The following is a 19,389-nucleotide window of genomic DNA, read 5'->3' as shown; positions in this document are numbered from 1 at the left end:
CGACTGCCTGGTGACGACCTGGATACAGACATTCCGCGGCCGTGACGAGCACCGGCTGCTTCGAAAATCGATGGTGCCAGGCCGCTCTTTGGGTTTGGGTGCACCATGAGCATCATTCTGAGCACCCCGAGCGTTGATGAGCTGTCACCAGCGGTGGACGCGCTCAAGCGGTGGCAGTACGACGGGGGACCGCTGCATCTGCATCCCGGCGATCTCGGCTGGCACTCGTCACGTGGTGCCGAGGCTACGGCGGCCGCCATCCGGATGTGGTCGCGCGACGGGGAGGTTCTCGCGCTCGGGCTGCTGGACGGCCCCGACCTGGTGCGCATGGCCGTCGCTCCCGACTGGCGTGATGACGAGGCACTGGCCCACCAGATCGCCGCTGATCTGGACGCCCCAGGGCGTGTCCTGGATCCCGACGATGCCACCGTCGAAGCCCGAGGTGCGGAGCGTCTCACCCAGATGCTGCTGAAGCGGGGCTGGGAGCGGGATGAGCCGTGGACAACGTTCCACCGCAGTCTCTCGGACCCGGTGAAGGACTGCGGTCTGCGCATCGAGACGATCGAACCCGATCGCGCCGAGGTATGGGTCGCCGTCAACTGGTCCGCGTTCCGCGGCTCACCCTTCACCGATGCCGACCGACGCCGCACGGTCGGGCGATGGCTCACCATGGCCGGTGGCCCGTTCTACGCCGACGCACGCTGCCTCGCCGCATTCGATCAGAACGACGACGCCGTGGCAGTCGCGGCTGTATGGTCAGCCGGCCCGGGGCGACCAGGACTGCTGGAACCGATGGGCGTCCACCGCAGTCACCGAGGCCATGGTTACGGCACGGCGATCACGCTTGCCGCCGCTGCGGCCCTTCGCGACATGGGTGCGTCCAGCGCGAGTGTGTGCGTGCAGAGTTCCAACGTCGGTGCCGTAGCTACCTACGCCTCAGCCGGCTTCACACCGTCAGACGAGGTGGCCGATCTGCGCCGAGGTTCCCGGTGAATACCGCGACGCCGCCGACCAGGACCCGGCCGACACCGCACTGATCAAGCTCACGGTCAACGAGGTCCGCCGCCTGATCAACATTTGCCTCATCCACCCGATCAGCGACCTCGCCCTCCGTTTGCACTGGTCAGGCAGGCGACGCCAGCATCAAGCCCGAGCCCACTACACACCCCGGCTCAACCTCGAACCTCAGCCATGATCCCAAACGGCGGCTGTCGTACTAGCCGCTTGTCGCGCGCTTCCACCTATTACGAGCCGGATGGAGCGAGTGCCAGTCCTGTCGACCTGTTCTGGCTTGGTCAGGTCCAGGTGTGGTCGAGGGCCAGTGCGAGCCGTCTGGCCCACTGCTCGGCGGTGCCTGTGATTTCGGAGTACTCGTCGGTGAAGTTGGACCAGTCGACCTTGCGGGTACCTGTCGGTGGCCAGCCACAGCAGCTTCCATGCCAGCGCCAGCGGGGCGGGCGCGGCCAGTAACGGCTTGTCGACGTCGGGCAGGGTCAGCGCCTCTGGTGGGACGGGAAGCCGTTCGCCGAAGACGATGTCGATCTGTACGTGGCCGTCCGGTGCCTCCGGGGTGCTGAACGGGATGAGCAGGCGGCGTCCGTCAGCGCGTTCGTACGTCCAGGTGGCGGATTCGGTGATTCGGTCTGGTTGCAGGCCGGCTCCCGTTGCGGTTCGGATGGCGGTCTTGATGTCGTCGAGCAGCGTGCGGGCGTCGGTGCTGTCGCTGGTGATGGTGTGCGGGGTGACGACGAAGTCGAGGTCACCCGGCTCGCGGGCGGCTTCGCCGACCCAGGCCGCCATGGTGACGCTGCCGCGCAGAACGAGATGCTGACCCCAGGTGGTTGCGGCAATGGCCGCCAAGACGTGATTCATGGCGGCGCGTCGGGCGTTAGTCCACCGTTGGCCGGTGGCCGCCACCAAGAAGTCGGGCTCGCCAGCGCGGTAGGCATTCGGGTACTGCTTCAGGGCCGGATCGAACGCCGCCCGCTGGCGCACCGTCGGGCCGGCGGGTAGGGGCTGGTAGGTCGGCGGGTAGCCCGCCCGGCGTGCCGCGCACCATCGCGCAGGCCGTGTGGTCCCTACTTGGTCCCCGCGACGCCGACATCAATGACCGCAGCGCACGGTTCAGGAAGTGTGGACACGGGCGGAAGCTGGTCGGCAATGATCTGGCTTGACCTCTGTCGCCGTGTTGGTTCGCGTACAGGAGCTGACCGCCATTAACCCTCGGCAGCGGCCCCATCGGGCACGGAATGGGCACGCCCCGCTTCCCCTGCTTTGCAAGGATCAAGACGTCTGTCGGCGAGCGTCGGCCATTGCCGCTGACCTGCTCGACTTGTCGGCTGCTGTCAATTGCAACCTGTGCCCGTCCGCTGGCTTAGCTGTACGGACGGCTCCGCAGCCACATCGTGCGACACCTGGACAATGCCCTGATGGCGGACGACAACCGCGTGGTGATGGCGGTCGGCAAGCATGAGCTGAGGCTGGGCGTTGACCCTGGAGGGCACTGGATAGTCCTCTCGACAAACGACGGCCGCCACTGGACACCAGCGGAGAACATCCAGTCGCTGCTACCACTCTTGGAGCGGCGCCACGAGGACGTCACGACTCTCAGCATCGACCAGGCGTCCGATCGGCCACCTTGGGATGATCTTGTTCTTTACGCCCTGTCCTGCTGGTCCGACTACTGGGCGAGTCTCGCGCTCGGCTGGCTTGAGGACGGCTACCCAGCCGCTCCGTTCCGGGACACGTTGCAGTCCCTCAAAGACGCGCCTGGACGTACCGAGATCATCCGGCACAGGGCGCTGCGGCTCTGGTGCGAGTTGACCAAGCCCTGAGCGGGAGCCTTGCTGACCGCGCCACTGCACATCCACTTCCAGAAGACCCGCGCTGGGGTCGCCGTATGGCCCCCCCATCTGGCAGGCTCGTCGCCACTCCCAGCAGGTGAGGGCTGATCATTCTCGGATGACGGGAGCTTCATGAGCAGTTCCGACGGCCAGGTGTTCGTCACCCCGCAGGCGTACCCAATGTGGGGTCGCATGGTTTGAGCCAACCCGAATTGAGCTCGTCGAGAAGGGGCGAATGGCCGTCCTCCCGTGGCAGGCGATCCAGGGGGCGACGGTCCGCCGTCCTGGCCCGTTCGCCGTCCTTCAGGTCACTTTGTGCCCAGGAGCGGTCGCGCCGTCCGGCACGACGTTTCGTCCACGAATCCGTGCCGGTCAGCCTGTCTACACGGTCAACGTCGGACTGCTTCGGCCTGCGACGGGCGTCCTGCGTACCGAACTTGCCCACTACCTGCCACAGGTCGCTTCCAACGGCTGATTTTCGCTCGTGAAGACACCCGGACGACCATCGCCAGCACCGGTTCAGAGCCGCCTCGCGACCCGCCGTCTGTCCCCGAGGACAATCGCAGAAGGTGACGTAGCGAAGGTCGTATCCACTGCCCGGCCGGAGCGGATCCTCCCGTTCAACGGTATGCAGCCGGCCCAGTCTCGCCGGCTGGTCCGCCTCATACTGGGGACGTCATCACCGACGGCCGGCCGAGCCGGCAGTGGACGCGCGGATAGCGCCGATCGATGGCGAGCCTCAGCGCAACACGCCGTCCGTGCCGTCGTCGTCGGCGCCCCATACGTCGTCGTCTTCCCTGAGCCAGGTGTGGTGTTGGGACTCTTCGTTGCCGTCGTCGGCCCCACCGTTCGTCCCGGTCAGGCCGCCCCGGACGCCACCGCCGGCAGCACGGGCGCCCGTGCTGCCGGACCCACCCCGGCCGCCTGCGCCGACCATGCCAGGCGCCATCGCCGCACCGCCCCTGCTGGACGGACCATTGGCACCGCGTCCGGCACCACCGGTACCAGCCGCGCCACCCATCATCGGTGACATGCCGAGGTTGACCGGGCGGCCCAGGGAACCACCGCCCGGAATGGGGACGCCGGCCCCGCCCAGGCCTGCCGTGCCACCAAGGCCGCCGCCCCCGGCGCCCAGGCCGGTCGAGCTGGGCACACCACCGCCGGCACCAAACCCGGAGTTCACGCTGGTGAGGGCACCCGTACCTGCGCCGGCCAGGCCGCTGCTGTACGCGCCGCCGTCACCGAGGTCGCCGCCGGCGCCCGAGGGCTTGCCGCTGCCGCTTGGGGCGTTGCCGTCGTAGCCGCCAGTGCCGGAGGAGAGGTCCGGGTGGGTGCCCGAGCCGAAACCTGCCCCGCCGGAACTGACGTGACCGGTTCCCAGAGAAGACTCACCGCCGACACCGCCGGCTGAAGACCCTCCGCCGAGGCCGGCCGACTGGCCGGCACCGCCAGTGCCTGGCGGACCTTCGAGGTCCACACCGCTCGGGCCGCCGTCTGTGTACCTTTCCAGCAGAGCGCCTCCGGGGGTCTCCCGCTCCCGGGCTGCGTAGTCGTCGCTGACCTGGTCGTAGGCTTTGCGCGCGTCCTCGGTGTTGTTGTTGAAGAATTCGCCGATCCGGTCGTTGAGCTGGCCGAGCTTCTCCATCGGCCAACTACCCGCGAAGTCGGCCCGGATGCTCGCCTCGAACAGCCCCGTTTCGATGACTATGGCACCGTTGCGGGCCGCCGCCAGGTCACCCACGCACCCCTGTGGGACCGGCATCGCGTTCTGCGCACGCTCCAGATCCTGCGCGGCGGTTTGCAGGACGGTCACGATGCTGTGCTGACCGCTGCCCGACTCCCGGGCACCGTCCACGATCGTCTCGGCTTGCTGGGTCAGCCCTTCCATGTGCGTACGGAACGCGCCGTACGCCGGGCCCTTCCAGCTCTCGCCCAGGTCGTGGATGTCGGCGTCCACCAGCCGTTTCACCTCCTCGACGTTGCCCAGCAGCGCCTGCCAACCCAACCCAACGCAGCGCTGGTAACGTCGGCCGGCCGGCCTGCGACCAGGACCTGCCGCGCCATGTCCTCCCAGCTCAGAGCACCCACGTCAGACCCCTTCCGCGCTGTTGCCCGGACCGAGGCCGCCGGCCTTCAAGGTTCGCTGCATCTCCTGCGCTGACATCCTGTTCGCGTCCTCGGCGTTGTCGTACTCACGCTTGACCTCGCGCAGCGCATCGGCCGCCCGGTACATGTCGTTGGAGAGATTCGTCAGCGACTCCGAGGTCGTCCGGTGCAGACCATAGTGAGCGGCGGCCAGGCTCAGCCCTTTGGGAAAACCGCCCAGCGCGCCGCCCGGGCTGGCCAGCGCCGCTTCGCCGCCGAGCAGGTCCTTGATCTCCTCCATGTCGACGGCGAGCCGGCGCAGGTAGCTTGCGTGCCGCTCGATGTTGTCGGCGGCCGCTTCCAGACGGTCCGCCTCCCACTCGGTGACGTCGCGCTGACCGGGCCCGCCCACGAGCTGTGACGGTGCCGATCCTGCGCCGGCGCGGACGTCATCCTGACGGAACCCCACGGCCGGCCCGTGCGCAGCCACCGTGGCAATGGGCCGCAACGGGCTGCTCGCTGGCATCGCGTCGGCGACACCGGGCGGCACCCGCGTCCAGTCCTCCGCCTGTGGTGGGCTGTTGCCCTCGTCGCTCATCTCCGTCCTCCCCGTTGATCGGGCGGTGGTGTGTCAGCGCTGGTGCGGGCCGCCCAAGCCCTGGGGCGGTGCGGTCCCGGGCTGCCCAGATCCACCGGGCTGCCCCGGTAGCGACGTGGGCGGAGGGAATGGGGGTACGGGCTGCGGCCTGGGCTGATGTGGATGAGGATGCTGCGCAGCATCTGACCGCGGGGCGGCGTGCCTCCCGGCGGACCGTAGCCGGGCGGCGGGACGGCCGGGTGCCCGTATCCGGGCGGCGGAAGCCTGGCCCACCCGCCAGCGCTCTGCCCGGTTCGGGTCCGACCGGCGGTGCAGTGCGACGGCGCCGGCGGCGGGCGACGACTACGGCCAGCACCACCGCGCCGATGACGACGGCCAGGCACAGTACGCCCGCGACCATGATGCCGGTCTTGTTCTTGACCTTGATGGCGACAGCCGGCCCTTCGGTCTGCTCGCCCTTCGGGGCGGCCGTCGCTCCACCCGGCTGCGCGCCAGCAGCCAGCAGCGGGTTGCCGCCTACGGCTGGCACCGGCCGCTGCAACGCGGCAAGCGCGTCCACCGCGCCGAAGCCGAACTCCGGATCCCGACCCGGCACCCCAGCATCCCGGGCCGTCCGGATCAGGCGATTGATCACGTTCGCCGCGTCCAGGTTCGGGTAGCGTGACCGCACCAGCGCGGCCACGCCGGCGAGGATGGCGGTCGCCTGACTAGTGCCCGATGCAACCGCGTAGCCGTTGTCCTGCACCGCCGTCGGCACGGGAGCGATGATGTCGTCGCCTGGGGCCGCGAGGACCACTTCAGGGCCGGCGACCGAGGCGCGGGCGAGGCCTCCCGATCGGGTTGTCGCATTGACCGCAATCACGCCGGGTGAGTTGCCCGGAGAGTTGACCGTTCGACCGCCCGCGCCGGTCGCCGCGACGAGCACGACGTTCTTGGTCAGGGCGTACTGGACCGCCTCGACGATCCGGACGTTGGCGGGCTGCTCGAAGCCGATGGACAGGCTGATCACGTCGGCTCCGGCGTCGGCGGCCCAACGGATGTCGCGTGCCACCTCACCGTCGTAGCCGTTGCCCTCGCTACCGCTCAGCGCGATCGGCAGGACCTTCGCCTCCGGCGCGATCCCGAGCTGCCGGTTCCGGTCGCCGCCCCGCCCGACGATCAGGCCGGCCATCGACGTGCCGTGCCCCTCCTTCGTGTCCCGGTCGATCCAGCCTTGCGGCGACCCCGCCGGGGCAGCACCGGGGCGGCCGGCCAGTTGGCCGGCGAGCGCCGGGTGCGACGCGTCGACGCCGCTGTCGATGACAGCGATCGTCACCCCACGCCCCTTGGTGATCTCGTGGGCCTGCGGGATCTGCAGCGCGTCGATATACCACTGCAGGCCGCGTACCGTGTCGGCCGCCGACGCTGGAGCTGGCACGCCCACCACCCCGGACCCGACCACCGCGCCGATCATCGACACGGTGACGGCGAACTCCAGCACCGATCGGCGACCCTTACCCGTACGCACCGCACTCCCCGAACCTCGTCGACTCATGACGCTTGCGGCTCTGGTCCGGCTCGAGCCGGACCAGAGCCGGACGTCTGATTTTCTCAGCCACGCACCTTGGTTGGCCTTGCTCATCTCGATGGAAACGTCGTTGCACGGCCAGCACCGACGGCGCCGCCGATCTCATCAAAAACCTTGCCGACGTCCCGGACGGCGGGGCAGTCGCTGCTTCGATCTCAAACACCAGGTTCCGCCCTTCGAATGCGGCATGTAGGGTCACCCCGTGAGTCTTCCGGGGGCCGTCCAGGAACTCTGCCAGCGCTTCCTCTCGCTGGCTCCGAAGGGACTGGTGACCGGCCTCTACTTGACTGGTGGTACCGGGTTCGGTGAGTGGGTCGAGGGGCAGTCGGATGTGGACTTCGTCGCCACCCTCGCTCACCGGCCATCCGACGAAGAGGTGGAGCAACTGCGGCAGGCACACGAGCAGATGGCGGCGTACTCCCCGATCGACTTCGACGGGATGCACGTCCTCGTCTCCGACCTGGCGTCCGATCCGAGGAACCTGCCACCGGTGCCGGTGGTGCTGCAGCGCGAGTTCCGAGTTGGGCACCTGGACCAACTCGTCGCCTGGCACGAGTTGGCCCGACACGGCGTCACGATCACCGGCCCGCAGCTGTCGACCCTCGACGTCTGGACCGACACGCATGTCCTGCACGCGTACACCGTCAACAACCTCGACACCTACTGGCGCAGCATCACCAACCAGCTCGCCACCTTTTCCGCCAACGCGCCACAGCCGGAGCTCGACTACACCTGCTGCTGGTGCGTCCTCGGGGTCGCCCGCCTGCACCACCTCATCGTCACCGGGGAGATGACCACCAAGTCAGGTGCCGGCCGCTGGGGCCTTTCCTACTACGGCCAACGCTGGCACCGCGTCCTTCGGGAAGCACTGCGCCTGCGCGAAGGCGGACAACCCCAGTACGACGACCAGGCATCCCAACTCCAGGCCACGACCGCTTTCACCGCGTACGTCGTAGAGGCCGGCACGGGCCGCCCGGTCACGCCTAGAACGGACTGACGACGAGAACCGCGGGCAGCACCATCACCCCCGGTCGAGCGGGCGGTCCCTCCCTCAGCATCCTCGCGACTACTCCCTCGGGTCGCTGTCATCGAGACGTCCAGACGGCATCCCGGCCAGCTCGGCGTAACGCTGCAGAGCACACGGAGCGCTGAAGATCCGCGCACATGATCATGGGCTAACGGACACATGGCTACGGTCTGACCCAGGCAGGTCGATCATGGTGTCGGCCCGACCGATGCCGTTGGACGAGTCGGCGTTATCGTGCAGCGCATGGCCGTTCCCGGTTGGCTCGACGACACCCGGATTTCCTACGACACGGTAGCGGTCAGCTACGCCGACATGCTGCGCGACGCTCTCGCCGACGAACCGTTTCAGCGCGGCATCCTTGCTCTCTTCGGCGAGCTGGTGCGGGCCCAGGGAAACGGGACGGTCGCCGACGTCGGCTGCGGCCCGGGCCGGATCACCGCGTACCTGCACGGTCTCGGCCTGAAAGCGTTCGGTGTCGACCTGTCACCCGCGATGATCGAGGTGGCCCGGCGTGATCATCCCGGCCTGCGTTTCGAGGTGGGCTCGATGACTCGCCTCGACCTGCCCGACGACTGTCTAACCGGCCTGCTTGCTTGGTTCTCCCTGATCCACGTCCCCGACGGCGAGGTACCCGCGGTCCTCGCCGAGTTTCGCCGGGTGTTGCGGCCCGGCGGCGTCGTGCTGCTCGGATTCCACGCCGGCGACAGCAGTCGACTCAAGACGGAGGGCTACGGCGGTCACCCGATGCACGTCTACGTGCACCGCCGCCCGACGGACCGGGTCGCGGCCTGGCTGGACGCCGCCGGCTTCACCGTCGAGGCCGAGATGACACATCGGCCAGCCCCGAATGTCGAGGGCGGGTTCGTCTTCGCCCACCGCTGAAGACTTGCCGAGGCCACCCGGAACCGCGGTCTCAGGCGGCCTGGGCGGCTCGTCTGGCTACCCTCGCGAGGACTTGCGCGGTCCGGGCTCGATGTCGGGTGTTCAATGCGGAACACTGTCCCGATGTGTTCCCGTGCACGTTTCTCGGCACGACCGTGCTGGCCCCAGCCGCTCCTACGTCGCCTGCTGCGACGCTGGTCGGCGGCATCGGGGGATAGCCGATCTTGATCGGCCCTCGCCTGGTGCCAGGAGCGGCAGGGTAGTTGCGGCTCCGCCCCCAACAGCATCACGATGAGGTAGTCCTGGGTGAGGAGATCTGGATCCGCAGGGGCCTCGATTCGGTCGGCGGAAACACCATGCGTCTCAACATGCAGGGCCATATCGTCGGCGGATGGTGAGGTTGGACGAGCTGCAAGCGCAGGTAGCGGTGCGCTATGACAACCTCGGCTTGCCTTCCTGGCCCAATCCGCACGCTGGGACGGCGTCGCCGCGCGAGGAGGAATACGAGCGGGTCACCGAGCCCGATCGGTACGGCATCGTGCACGCCCGGGCACGCGTATGGGCCGACACGCTCGGCGATGCGCCAAAAGTCGATGTCGAGACGCTCGCACCGGCCCCCCTTGACGACAAAGGGCACTTGGGCCGGTTTGACCGCGGCGTCCGGCTCACCTCGCCCCGACCAGGCACGCTGCCGCTGTTACTGCTCGAGCGCGACGCGCCGTTGTCCGGGCTCGAAGCCCCGCTGGCGGTGCTGCAGATCAGCGTCGTCCGGCCCGAAATCGCCCTCGAGGTGCTGCCTGACTGCGGGTGCGATGCCTGCGACTGGGGCTCGGATGATCTGCTCCGCGCGATCGACCAGACGATCGGCTACGTCATCGGCGGTCCGATCGTGGTGCTGCGAGGGAAGGGGTGGCACGCGCGGTGGCATCCGGACGGCGGTAGCTCGGGCGGCACGCCACAAGGCCCGGACCACGCCCAGATAATGCAGCTGTGCCGCGGACTCGCGGGCGGTGAGGACGTTAGGCTGCCCAATGGCACCGAGGTCTTCGTGGGTCGCCCGTGGCTCAACTGAGCCTCCTCGAAATCCGCCGCCTCGACCAAGGCGGACACGACGCACTCCCCGGCGAGGCCTACCCACGCGACATGACGTCCGAGGTGAACTCTCGGGTGTGCAGCCCTCGGCGCTCAGCATCTCAGCGAGGTCGGCACCGCCCGGTCAGCCCATGCCAACGGACACGGAGGGTGACACCGGCTCGACAGGCAGCGCGCGCTCGGCGGCAGATCCGTGCACGCGGTCAGCGCGTGACGCTTCGAATCGGAGGCAGCTCACCTCTGTCATGATCTCGGTGCAACTGGATCCGACGACGGCACTGCGTCCAAGGCCATCGCCCCCGCCCTCAACGACCTCCGGCACTGCCGCTTCGGATCGACTACATCAGCTGGCATAGCTGGAGGTGCTTCATGCGAGAAAACCATCCCATCGATCGACTCGTGGTCGCGCTCGAAGACGAGGTATCCGCATCACTCGTCAGCACGATGCAAGCGTCGATCGAAAGGCTTGCTGGCCGGCGGACCTGGGTCCTCGGTCCGCCGGTCTTCCTTGACCAGTCAGTTGAGCACGGCTCTCACTGGGTGGGGTTCGGGCTGATGCTTTATACAGCTCTGCCCCCTTGGGGAGAGCAGATCGATCCTCAGGTGGACAGGGCGCATCTTGAGGAGATCAAGGAGCTGCTCGGCGAAGTCTGTCGTATCTCGGATGAGTATGGTGCCTCATTCCAGGCTGAGTACGCCGGCGAACTTGTAGGCATGGTCGAGTCTGGTCAGATGGACTCTGGGCTTGAGGTCACACTGATAGGCGAGTGGGAGCGTGTTCTCAACGCCGCGAGCCCTCGTGGAATGACACCGGGCAGCAGCGCATGACGTGGTCGATGGGTGTCCCGCAGACACGCCCTCGATTCGGCAAAGGCGCCAGCCTGGCTACGTCCCGGAGGCCATGTAGGCGGCGAGGATGTAGTTGGGATGCCGGTCGAGGTTCTTGCGGGCTCGGTCGTAGCGCATGGTGGTACGCGGGTCGGCGTGACGAGCGGCGATCTGCACGTCGCGCAGGCTGACGCCGGCGTCGAGCATGGTGGTCACGAACGTGTGGCGCAGCATGTGGGGTGCATCCTCGGCATCCGGATCCCCGCGATGTGGGCCAGGTGCTTGAGCCGACGAGTGGCGGCGTGTCGGTCCATTCGCCGACCTTGGGTGTTGCGCAGGAGCGGCCCGCTGGTGCGCTCATCGACGGCCCGGTCGATGGCTCGGGCGACTGCGGGTGGCAGCGGGACGAGCACGACCTTGCCGCCCTTGCCGCGCACCCGTAGGACCCGGTGGCCGTGTTCCTCTCCCAGGTCGGCGATGTTCGACCCGCAGGCTTCGAAGATTCGTAAGCCGAGCAGGCCCAAGAGGGCGACCAGGGCGAAGTCGTTCGGGTTGGCCGACAGCCGGGCGGCGGTGATAAGGCCTCGAACTGCAGGTGGCCCAGTCCGAGTGTCGGTGACTCGGCCGGCACGGTGGGCCGGCGGACGTAATCGGCTGGCGAGTGCTCCAGGATCGCGTCGATAACACAGACCCGACAGAACCCGACCACGACCGACAGCCGACGGGACACCGTCGAGGGCTGGTACCGGCGAACGTCTTGCAGCCAGCGCACGTACCGCTCGATATCCACCCGAGCTGCGGAGAGCGGGTCAAGTTCGTGGTCGCTGCACCACCGGAGGAAGACCCGTAGGTCGGACTCGGTATGCACGCGGGTCTGCCCACGGTAGCGGCCCAAGAAGGCGGGCACCGCGGCGCGCACGACAAGTTGGTTGGCAGGTACGACACTGGAACCGAAGCAGGAGAGGTAGCCATACATCACCGTGCGTCACCACCAACGATGAACGCCAGCCCTCCCGGAGCGGCATTTCCGGGCGTCGCGGGACAGCATGGGTAACACAGAGCGTGACGGCCCCGCCGGCGCGAATAGCTCACCGAAGAGTTGCGGACTTCCGCGCAGCGGTCGCAGTTGTCGGCGCCGACTGTCGGCCCCAGTGGCCCGCACGGCGGGCGCAGGATCCGCCGACCGAAGCGGGGGTTACGGTGGATAAATAACAATCCGACGATGAGGCTGCAAATGATCAATGTCCAGGAGTTCGCGCGACGGCTGAGTACTCTCGGAGCTGATGCGTTCACCAGCGACGACGTCGTGGACCTGGCGACCGCGGCCGATGTTCGCATCAGCGCAGACGTCGAGATCGACGCCACCCTGGCGCAGCGCTTGCTCGACCAGATCTCGCCCACCCTGCCGGTCACCGGGGCCCAGATCGCGGCGTCGCAATGGCCGCCACCGAAGTCTTCCCGTCCTGCAGCGCCTTCGGTGTCGTTCTCCAGCCCTGGTGCCGTCGACGGACCGGCTGATCAGCCGACCCGACCCCGCAGTTCTGGGTCTGCGGGTAGCGGTCGGCGACCCGGCTCCCGACGAACTGGCAGGTGAAACTGCAGTCCCAGCTTTTTCAGCAACCGCCAGACTGCTCGCCGCAGCCGTCGACTACGACGCGAGCTGCGAACCCAACTCTCGCCGCCATCATCGGCTGAACTTCGTCCTCCTGTCCGGATCCGTACGCCCGGGCAGGCTCGACGCACGATGATCCCGGTAAAGCATGCGGATCGCGGCGTGAGCGCAAGGTCTGGCAGCCTGCACAGAACGTTCAGCCGCGGCCGACGCGGCTCCGTCCAACGAGGGGCCGCCGTGTCCAGCGAAACAACTCGGTCGCCGCTCGTACTGTCGATCTCATGGGGCCACATGGACGTCGAGGACCTTGGAGTTGGCAAGGACTTCAAGCTCTACCCCAGCGGTGGCCGCCCGTGGGACTGGTCCGAAACCGGTACCCGCCACAGCCCCGGTGTTCAGCCCGATGATGTCCAAGAGCTTCTGGCCCACGGCGCCACGACCGTCGTACTGTCGCGTGGCATGCAACTGCAGCTGCAGGTCGACCCGCTTACCCTCAGACTGTTGGAGGAGCGCGGGGTGACCGTCCACGTGGCCGAGACCACCGAGGCAGTCCAGATCTACAACGACCTCGCCACCAGTGGCACCGCAGTCGCAGGGCTGTTCCACTCGACCTGCTGAACGCAACGATAGAGACACGCTTGCAGCGGCATGAGAACGCCTGCGTGGCATGATCACGTTATCGGGTAAGTCCGTGCGGCAGACCGCTGAAAATTCGCTCGAAATCCGCCGTGATGGGCTTCCTGGTGAAGCGGAGCGGTCGGTGACCACCACCGCCAACCGGTCGCAACGGGGTTCACAGGGGAGGCACTGATGACGGAGTGGCCGGATCCGACGGTGTATCTGCCGTACATCGTGGAGATCGAGCAGGAAGATGGCGAGGTTCGGTCGTACCCGGCCCATTTCGTGACAATGACACCGGACTTCGTCTTCGTCCGCGATCCGGCTGGCGGGTCGGCGAGTCTTCCGACGCGCTCGGTGCGTTCGATCAGGGTCGCGGTGCAGGATCTGCCGGCAGACCATGACTCGTTGCGGGCCGAATACCCCAACGCCTATCAGCCCTGGCACCCGCTCGACGAATTGAGCCTCGAAGACATGCACAAGTCGAGGGGGACGCTCGCGTACGCGCAGCTGCGCCGCCGCCCTCCGGCGCATCTCGTCATCAAGGCGCGCGAGCGCGGCTACGACCCCACCGCCATGCTGAACGCCATCGAGAACGAGCCAAAACCCGAGCCGCACTCGTTGGAGGCGCGGTATGCGAGACACTCCGCTGAGAACGACTACCTCGTCATCGTCAAGCCGGGAACCGATCCCTATCAAATACTCAGTCGACACCAGCTTTCGCCCGACGACTTGTACCGCATCGTCGCCTCTTGGGGATTCGGCGCCAGGCTGACCGGCCTGCAGTTGGCACAGTCGCCGAGGGCCGGGGGCCCGGCACTTTCCGAAGATCCCGACATCGATCGCATCGAGCCCGACCCCGATCGGCTTGCACCGCATTTCCATGCCCCAGATGAACAGCGTGTCGATGGCGAGTACATAGTCTCCGTTCGTTGCAGCGGTGATCCGCTTACCGTCGCCGCGCGAGCCGGGGTCTCCCCGAGCAGAGTGTTCGACTTCATCAACAGCTTCTCCGCTGACATGACTGACGCTCAGGTTCAAGCTCTGCGCCGGGACCCCGACGTGGTGCAGATCGAGGACAATGCGACTGCCGAGCTGGACTGCTGATCGTGCGGCTGGCTGGCGTCTGACTCCGCCACGGCGATGTGCGGAAAGCGCGTGCAGCCGACGATGCACTGTTCTCGGCATGAGCGGACGTCACCCGACCACGACCGGGACCACCAGTGCTGACGCCTTCGGGTCCACCGAAGTGGTCGTCACAGCGGATGTGCTGGTTAGGGCACCACGGGGTGGCATTGCTGTCTCAGCTGACTACACCAGTTACCGATCCGGTGGCGCCGGAAGCCTTCGGCTCGCCGCGCCCTGTCCGGGCCTTGCTGGTCGGTGCAGGGATTGCAGGGCTGCCCGAGCGGGCACGTCACCGCCGACGTGCAGGGGCCTGGGTTACAGGATGCTCGGCGACGACCTGGAGGATCCAGGGAAGCATGGGTCCATGACCGAGCGCGTGGAACCGACCGGGCTGATCGAGCAGACCGGCAAGTGGCTGCTACCGGTCGGCGACGGCGTCGTGACACAGCTGCGGATCGACTTTGCATTCACGCTCATAGTCGAGTCGTGGATCGAGATCCGCATCGAAACTGAGTTCTCCTACGGCGCACCCGGCGCCGAAAGCCGGTTCGCCCCCTCGACGTCAACAGGTCTGGCACCGTTGCTCGACCGGCACCAAGCGCAGATCACGGCCGCCGAGATCCGCAAGGACGGTCGGTTGACTCTGACCTTCGCCGACGACGCAGTCCTCGTCGTCGAGCCGGACGATCAGTACGAGGCGTTCACCGTCACGAGTATGCCGCCGCCGGGATTCCGGGGATTCCGCTTCGTCGCTGTCCCCGGCCGCGGCCTCGCCCACTGGGTAGCCGAACATAGACAGTGATGCACGCCTTTACGACCAGCGACAGGTCCGTGTGCCCGATCTTGACCACGGTCCGTTGGTCCGACGGCCCAACGCCGCAGTTAGACTGGACTACCCGCTGTTGGCGGGACGGGCTCCTCCCTAGCATGTTCCGCCATGCACCGCATCGTCATCAGGCCACGCATCCAGATCCCGGTCCTGGTCGTGATTTTCGCCGTATGGACCCTCCTGGGCGCCACGTACTTCACCTCCGGGGACGTACTGGCCGAACGCGACTGGTTCGGCATCGTGCTGGGATGCCTACTCATCACGAGCGGCATGGCCGGGATCTGGCGGACCCTTCGACTCGGCGTGGTAATCGGCGAAGAGGGTGTCCGTGTCTGCGGCTTCGACAGCCGTGACCAGGTCACACCGTGGAGCGCGGTCCAGTCGGTCGACTGCGTACAGATCGACGTACGGGGAGGCTTACCGCTCTACGCTCCCGTCCTCCGTCTCGGCGACGACGCCATGCCTCTCTCAGCGCTCGGCTCGTACTCACGGCAGGACGCCGAGCGCAAGGTCGCACAGCTGCGGAGCCTCAAGGCCAGCGTCGCGCGTTCCTGACCGATACGCAGAGGCGGACGCCCGACCAGCGGCAGATGCGTGTACCTGATCTTGAGGTCGTTCGCCTGCGAATGAATCATCAATGGCCGTCGCCGCGGCTGCCGTGTAGCGGCGCGGACCGGGCCGCTGGTCAGCCGAGCAGACTTTGGTAGCCGCCAGGGAGGTTGCCATTAGCGCTGTCCGCGTGCTGGCGATGACGCTGACCTGCATTCCGGCTCGGCCCCGTCTGAGAGCAGGGTACGACCGGAGTGGTTCGTCAACCTGCCGGATGAGCTGACTCCTTGTCAGGGTCCACTACAGTCTCGCCATGATCGAGAACCTGGCCTGGTTGCCGTACGTCACGGCCTTCGTGGTGGGCGTTCCCGCCCTGGTCGGAGCTGGGCTGATCTTCGCGGCGGCGCGACGGTGGAGCAAGCTGCGCGCGCTCGCCGCCTCGGGCCAGCGAGCGACCGCGCAGGTCGTAGACAACCAGTTGGAGTCGTGGTCCGATGGGAGAACGGCGTTCCGGCCCGTGGTCACGTTCCAGGCGAGCTCGGGTCAGGAGGTGACGACGGTGCTCGCTGATCTGGGCGGGTTCCGGTCCCACTTGGTGGGCACCGAGATCGACGTGCTCTACGACCCGCAGAAGCCCACCGAGGCGGCACCGGTACGCAAGGGCAACACGAGGCTGATCATCACACTGGTGTTCGGCCTAATCTTCCTGACGTTCTCGTTGTGCGCGTACCAGATGGCCGACCTGGTCCTCAGCGAGTTCCGCGATTTCGGAGGATTCTCCGATTCTGGGGATCCGGGAGATTTCAGAGACCCCGACTTCAACTTCGACGAGTTCGATGGGCCGTGAGTCGGCGTGGTGTCGGGCGTGCAGCGATGAGTAGTTCAGCAGGCAGAGGGGCTGCACTGTTCTCGGCAGATCCGGATGCCAGCGCTAGCCCGTTTCGGCTACGGTCAGGGATGCGCTTCGGCAGCGGGCGCCCCGTCGAAGAAGAACTCGCTCAGAACGAATACACGCTCCTGCCAGTCTGTCAGTCGCTCCCGGTCTTCCGCGCAATGGTGGTTCCGATCTTTGAGGGCCCGTCAGGCAAAGGGACGCCCCCTACCTGGTGACCGTCACCCGGCACCGGACTGACGTCAGCCTGCGACGGATATGTCCTGGAGATGGGCAATGCCCGAAGCGACGTCGGCTCATTGCAGCCGGCGCGTCTGTGGCCGCGCAGGAGCTTCCAGCACTTCATCTGGCTGGTAGACCTCGGCGTGCACCGTGCAGTGCTGCTTATCCGTTGGTCGCTTCACTTGAGCTTCATCAACTACCCTGTAGCAGAGTTCTCTTGCCTCCTACGTAGCCACTACGCGAACCTGAACGAAGACCAAGTGGGACGACCTTGCGAAACCTAGTGATTGAAAACCACGAAGTCGATCTCTAACGCAGCAGGTCAAGAAGTCTCCCCGCGCGCGCGGGGGTGATCCCTGCTCGGGGAGTAGGCGTGGCTGATCTGGTGGGTGCTCCCCGCGCACGGGGGGGTGATCCGCCGGGCCGCCCGGACAGCAACGCCGCCTGGCTGTGCTCCCCGCGCACGCGGGGGTGATCCCCGAACCGTCGTTATCGACCTGGCCGAACAATTGTGCTCCCCGCGCACGCGGGGGTGATCCCTCGGCCTTGATCGCTGCGACGTAGGCAGGGTCGTGCTCCCCGTGCACGCGGGGGTGATCCTCTATCGGACCATGACCCTGCATCGGGCGGACAGGCTTCCCGCGCAAGCGGGGGTTGTCCATTCCTGCCGTCCCTCGTGGTGACCGCCGAATCTGGTGCTTCCGCGCACACAGTGGGTTGTCGATCGGTTGGCGAGTCGCGGGGATGGCCCGGTCGCGCTAAAGCCCAATCGGGCTTGCTCGCAAAGTGCCTACTCGACGGCAAGCAGCTTGAGGATCGCCGGTACAGGCACTAGGTACCGCCGGCCGATGCGCAGAAGGCGCACTGGGAACCTGTTGGTTTTGGCGAGCTCGTAGGCCATGGTTCGTCCGATGCCCAAGATCGCCGCAGCGGTCTCCACATCGGTGGTAACACCAAGGTCCCGTACCGCGTCGACTGTCCATACCTGGTCCTGCACCCGACCCGGCTTGTGACCCTCGCTTTTGGTGGTTGACATCGTCGGCGCCCTCCCCCTGAGGTCGTAAGAACACCGGTATCGGCGTCAGCCCTCACGATGCAAGCAGCTGATTGCCTGGTCCGTTGCCAAGTGAACGCATCCGCGACAGGTAACGGCGTCAGCTACAGCAACCAGCTGCGGCGGCTTAAGCCCTGCCGACAACCGGGACGCCGGTTTGCCACGGGCGAGGAAGCAAGACGGCCAAGCGTGAGCCGGCGTTTCCGGCACAGCTACGTCCTGGGCGACCAGCTGGCAGCGTCCCCGAGCACCGCTTCCATCAGCTCGGCAGCCTTCCGTTCGCTCTCCGGCAACACGTGGGTGTAGACCTCTCGCGTCGTACGGCTGTCGGCGTGACCAAGCCGCCGCTGCATCACGTGCTCGGGAACGCCGGCATCAGCGCCGGTGGTAGCGGAGGTGTGACGCGCATCGTGGAGAGAGATCACCGGGACACCGGCGTCGGCGCACGCCTTCGCCCACTGGTCGGTGAAGTACTTCGGGTAGTACGGCTCCCCGTCCTCTCGACAGAACAGGCAGCCGCCGTCGTGGTACAAGACTCCGGCATCGACCTTCTCCGCGTCCTGGCACGTCCGATGAGCGTCCAGCTCCGCTACCAGCGCTGGCCCGAGCGCTACCGCACGCTTGCTCTTGCCCTTGGGTGACTTTTCGACCACGCCGTTGCTGGTCGTGGTGCGCTGCCAGTGCAGAAGCAAGACGCCGCGATCGAGATCCACGCGCGGCCACTTGAGACCGGCCAGCTCCCCTCGCCGAGTGCCGACGACGATCGCCAGCACCCAGGCCGCACGCAATCGGTGGTCGGCGTGGTACTTGAGGAACTTCGCTGACTGCGCGGGCGTCCAGACGCCCTTGCGGCCCATCGTCTCCCGCTCGACCTGCCGAGGTTGCCGCACACCCTCAACGTTGACCCCGAGGTCGCTCAACGCCTTCATCATGACCCGGTGCACGATCCGGACGGTGGTCGCCGACAGCGGGCCGCCGGTCTTGCCGCCGCCCTTCAGCAGCTTCTTATACAGCTCGTGGATCACTCGCTTGTCGAGAGCATAGAGCTGCCGCGCGCCAATGTGCGGAACCACATAGCAGCGCATGATGTCCCGGTAGTTGCTGAGCGTCGTCTCCTGGACGTCCAGTTCGCGCTCGTTGAGCCAGCTCTCCAGCTGGGCAGCGACGGTGCCGTCGGCTCCGAGGTCTGCTCCACCGTAGGCGGCTCGTGTGTCCTGCTCCGCCTTGAGGGCAGCGGCCTGATTGGGGAACCCCTGCCGCTTGTGCTGGCGGCGCCGCCCGTTCGCGTCGGGCGGGAGGTCGATGATGAAGAACCAGCGGGTCTGGCCGTTGGCGAGGCGGTAGTTGTAGACAGCCATGAGGCTGCACTTCCGCAGTAACGGGATCGAGGGATGCAATCCACGTTAAGCGATCTCCGTTACCGCAAGATCACACACGATCTTCTATATCCGCTGGTGAATACCAGTCGGGACGGCCGGATTCGAACCGACGACCCCTTGACCCCCAGTAGTTGAGGGTCCCAGCGCGTGCTCAAGCACGTTCTCCCAGGTCGCTGATTAGCAT

18 protein-coding genes and 1 pseudogene are annotated in these 19,389 nt (G+C 67.0%); 12 read left to right on the top strand and 7 right to left on the bottom strand.

The genetic code is table 11. The annotated features are described in order from the left end of the window. Positions 1-105 precede the first annotated feature (105 nt). Positions 106-993 carry a GNAT family N-acetyltransferase gene (locus tag ACLQ3B_RS22140; RefSeq protein ID WP_425782594.1) on the top strand — a complete coding sequence of 296 codons (888 nt, stop codon included), beginning with the start codon at positions 106-108 and terminating at the stop codon, positions 991-993. Between the two features lie 192 nt (positions 994-1,185). Here the strand turns inward: ACLQ3B_RS22140 and ACLQ3B_RS22135 are convergent, their stop codons facing one another. Continuing rightward, complete coding sequence (locus tag ACLQ3B_RS22135; protein WP_425782593.1) at positions 1,186-1,995, bottom strand: nucleotidyl transferase AbiEii/AbiGii toxin family protein; 810 nt, start codon at positions 1,993-1,995, stop codon at positions 1,186-1,188. A 434-nt stretch (positions 1,996-2,429) separates the two neighbouring features. On the opposite strand from ACLQ3B_RS22135, the gene ACLQ3B_RS22130 reads away from it, so the two are divergent. Then, positions 2,430-2,834 (top strand): hypothetical protein, encoded by a 405-nt coding sequence (locus ACLQ3B_RS22130; protein ID WP_425782592.1) that lies wholly within the window; start codon positions 2,430-2,432, stop codon positions 2,832-2,834. A gap of 748 nt (positions 2,835-3,582) precedes the next feature. Here the strand turns inward: ACLQ3B_RS22130 and ACLQ3B_RS22125 are convergent. The 3 genes from ACLQ3B_RS22125 to ACLQ3B_RS22115 all read right to left on the bottom strand — a co-directional run bounded on the left by ACLQ3B_RS22125 (position 3,583) and on the right by ACLQ3B_RS22115 (position 7,033). After that, positions 3,583-4,848, bottom strand: coding sequence for a WXG100 family type VII secretion target (locus tag ACLQ3B_RS22125; protein ID WP_425782591.1), 1,266 nt, complete (start codon positions 4,846-4,848; stop codon positions 3,583-3,585). An 84-nt stretch (positions 4,849-4,932) separates the two neighbouring features. Beyond that, positions 4,933-5,340 (bottom strand): hypothetical protein, encoded by a 408-nt coding sequence (locus ACLQ3B_RS22120; RefSeq protein WP_425782590.1) that lies wholly within the window; start codon positions 5,338-5,340, stop codon positions 4,933-4,935. A 37-nt stretch (positions 5,341-5,377) separates the two neighbouring features. Beyond that, positions 5,378-7,033, bottom strand: a complete 1,656-nt coding sequence (locus tag ACLQ3B_RS22115) for a S8 family serine peptidase (protein WP_425782589.1) — start codon at positions 7,031-7,033, stop codon at positions 5,378-5,380. Between the two features lie 262 nt (positions 7,034-7,295). Here ACLQ3B_RS22115 and ACLQ3B_RS22110 point away from each other — a divergent pair, with 262 nt between their 5' ends. The 4 genes from ACLQ3B_RS22110 to ACLQ3B_RS22095 all read left to right on the top strand — a co-directional run bounded on the left by ACLQ3B_RS22110 (position 7,296) and on the right by ACLQ3B_RS22095 (position 10,922). Beyond that, entirely contained in the window at positions 7,296-8,090 is a 795-nt protein-coding gene (locus tag ACLQ3B_RS22110) for an aminoglycoside adenylyltransferase domain-containing protein (RefSeq protein ID WP_425782588.1), read from the top strand. 273 nt (positions 8,091-8,363) lie between these two features. Next, positions 8,364-9,002 (top strand): class I SAM-dependent methyltransferase, encoded by a 639-nt coding sequence (locus ACLQ3B_RS22105; protein WP_425782587.1) that lies wholly within the window; start codon positions 8,364-8,366, stop codon positions 9,000-9,002. A gap of 391 nt (positions 9,003-9,393) precedes the next feature. Further along, the gene (locus ACLQ3B_RS22100) at positions 9,394-10,074 is read left to right on the top strand and encodes a DUF6226 family protein (protein ID WP_425782586.1); all 681 of its coding nucleotides are present in this window, start codon (positions 9,394-9,396) and stop codon (positions 10,072-10,074) included. Between the two features lie 389 nt (positions 10,075-10,463). After that, complete coding sequence (locus tag ACLQ3B_RS22095) at positions 10,464-10,922, top strand: hypothetical protein (protein ID WP_330438216.1); 459 nt, start codon at positions 10,464-10,466, stop codon at positions 10,920-10,922. Positions 10,923-10,979: 57 nt separating this feature from the next. On the opposite strand, the pseudogene ACLQ3B_RS22090 reads toward ACLQ3B_RS22095, so the two are convergent. Further along, positions 10,980-11,446 (bottom strand): annotated as a pseudogene (locus ACLQ3B_RS22090) (tyrosine-type recombinase/integrase). 698 nt (positions 11,447-12,144) lie between these two features. On the opposite strand from ACLQ3B_RS22090, the gene ACLQ3B_RS22085 reads away from it, so the two are divergent. From ACLQ3B_RS22085 to ACLQ3B_RS22060, 6 genes are all read left to right on the top strand, one after another. Then, positions 12,145-12,516 (top strand): hypothetical protein, encoded by a 372-nt coding sequence (locus ACLQ3B_RS22085; RefSeq protein ID WP_131309512.1) that lies wholly within the window; start codon positions 12,145-12,147, stop codon positions 12,514-12,516. A 255-nt stretch (positions 12,517-12,771) separates the two neighbouring features. Continuing rightward, complete coding sequence (locus ACLQ3B_RS22080; protein ID WP_425782585.1) at positions 12,772-13,152, top strand: Mth938-like domain-containing protein; 381 nt, start codon at positions 12,772-12,774, stop codon at positions 13,150-13,152. Between the two features lie 192 nt (positions 13,153-13,344). Then, on the top strand, positions 13,345-14,259 hold the full coding sequence (locus ACLQ3B_RS22075) for a protease inhibitor I9 family protein (RefSeq protein WP_425782584.1): 915 nt from the start codon (positions 13,345-13,347) through the stop codon (positions 14,257-14,259). 385 nt (positions 14,260-14,644) lie between these two features. After that, positions 14,645-15,082 carry a DUF6188 family protein gene (locus tag ACLQ3B_RS22070; RefSeq protein WP_425782583.1) on the top strand — a complete coding sequence of 146 codons (438 nt, stop codon included), beginning with the start codon at positions 14,645-14,647 and terminating at the stop codon, positions 15,080-15,082. A 135-nt stretch (positions 15,083-15,217) separates the two neighbouring features. Continuing rightward, positions 15,218-15,664, top strand: a complete 447-nt coding sequence (locus ACLQ3B_RS22065; RefSeq protein ID WP_425782582.1) for a hypothetical protein — start codon at positions 15,218-15,220, stop codon at positions 15,662-15,664. Positions 15,665-15,971: 307 nt separating this feature from the next. Continuing rightward, a complete protein-coding gene (locus ACLQ3B_RS22060) occupies positions 15,972-16,505 on the top strand; it encodes a DUF3592 domain-containing protein (protein WP_405425881.1) in 534 nt (177 codons plus the stop codon). A gap of 1,057 nt (positions 16,506-17,562) precedes the next feature. Here ACLQ3B_RS22060 and ACLQ3B_RS22055 read toward each other — a convergent pair. After that, the gene (locus ACLQ3B_RS22055) at positions 17,563-17,808 is read right to left on the bottom strand and encodes a helix-turn-helix domain-containing protein (RefSeq protein ID WP_425782581.1); all 246 of its coding nucleotides are present in this window, start codon (positions 17,806-17,808) and stop codon (positions 17,563-17,565) included. Between the two features lie 230 nt (positions 17,809-18,038). Then, positions 18,039-19,184 carry a tyrosine-type recombinase/integrase gene (locus tag ACLQ3B_RS22050; RefSeq protein ID WP_425782580.1) on the bottom strand — a complete coding sequence of 382 codons (1,146 nt, stop codon included), beginning with the start codon at positions 19,182-19,184 and terminating at the stop codon, positions 18,039-18,041. Between the last annotated feature and the right edge of the window lie 205 nt (positions 19,185-19,389).

The sequence above is a fragment of the Micromonospora sp. DT53 genome, from assembly GCF_049841535.1.
Lineage (GTDB): Bacteria > Actinomycetota > Actinomycetes > Mycobacteriales > Micromonosporaceae > Micromonospora.
This window is presented reverse-complemented; position numbering and strand designations above follow the sequence as displayed.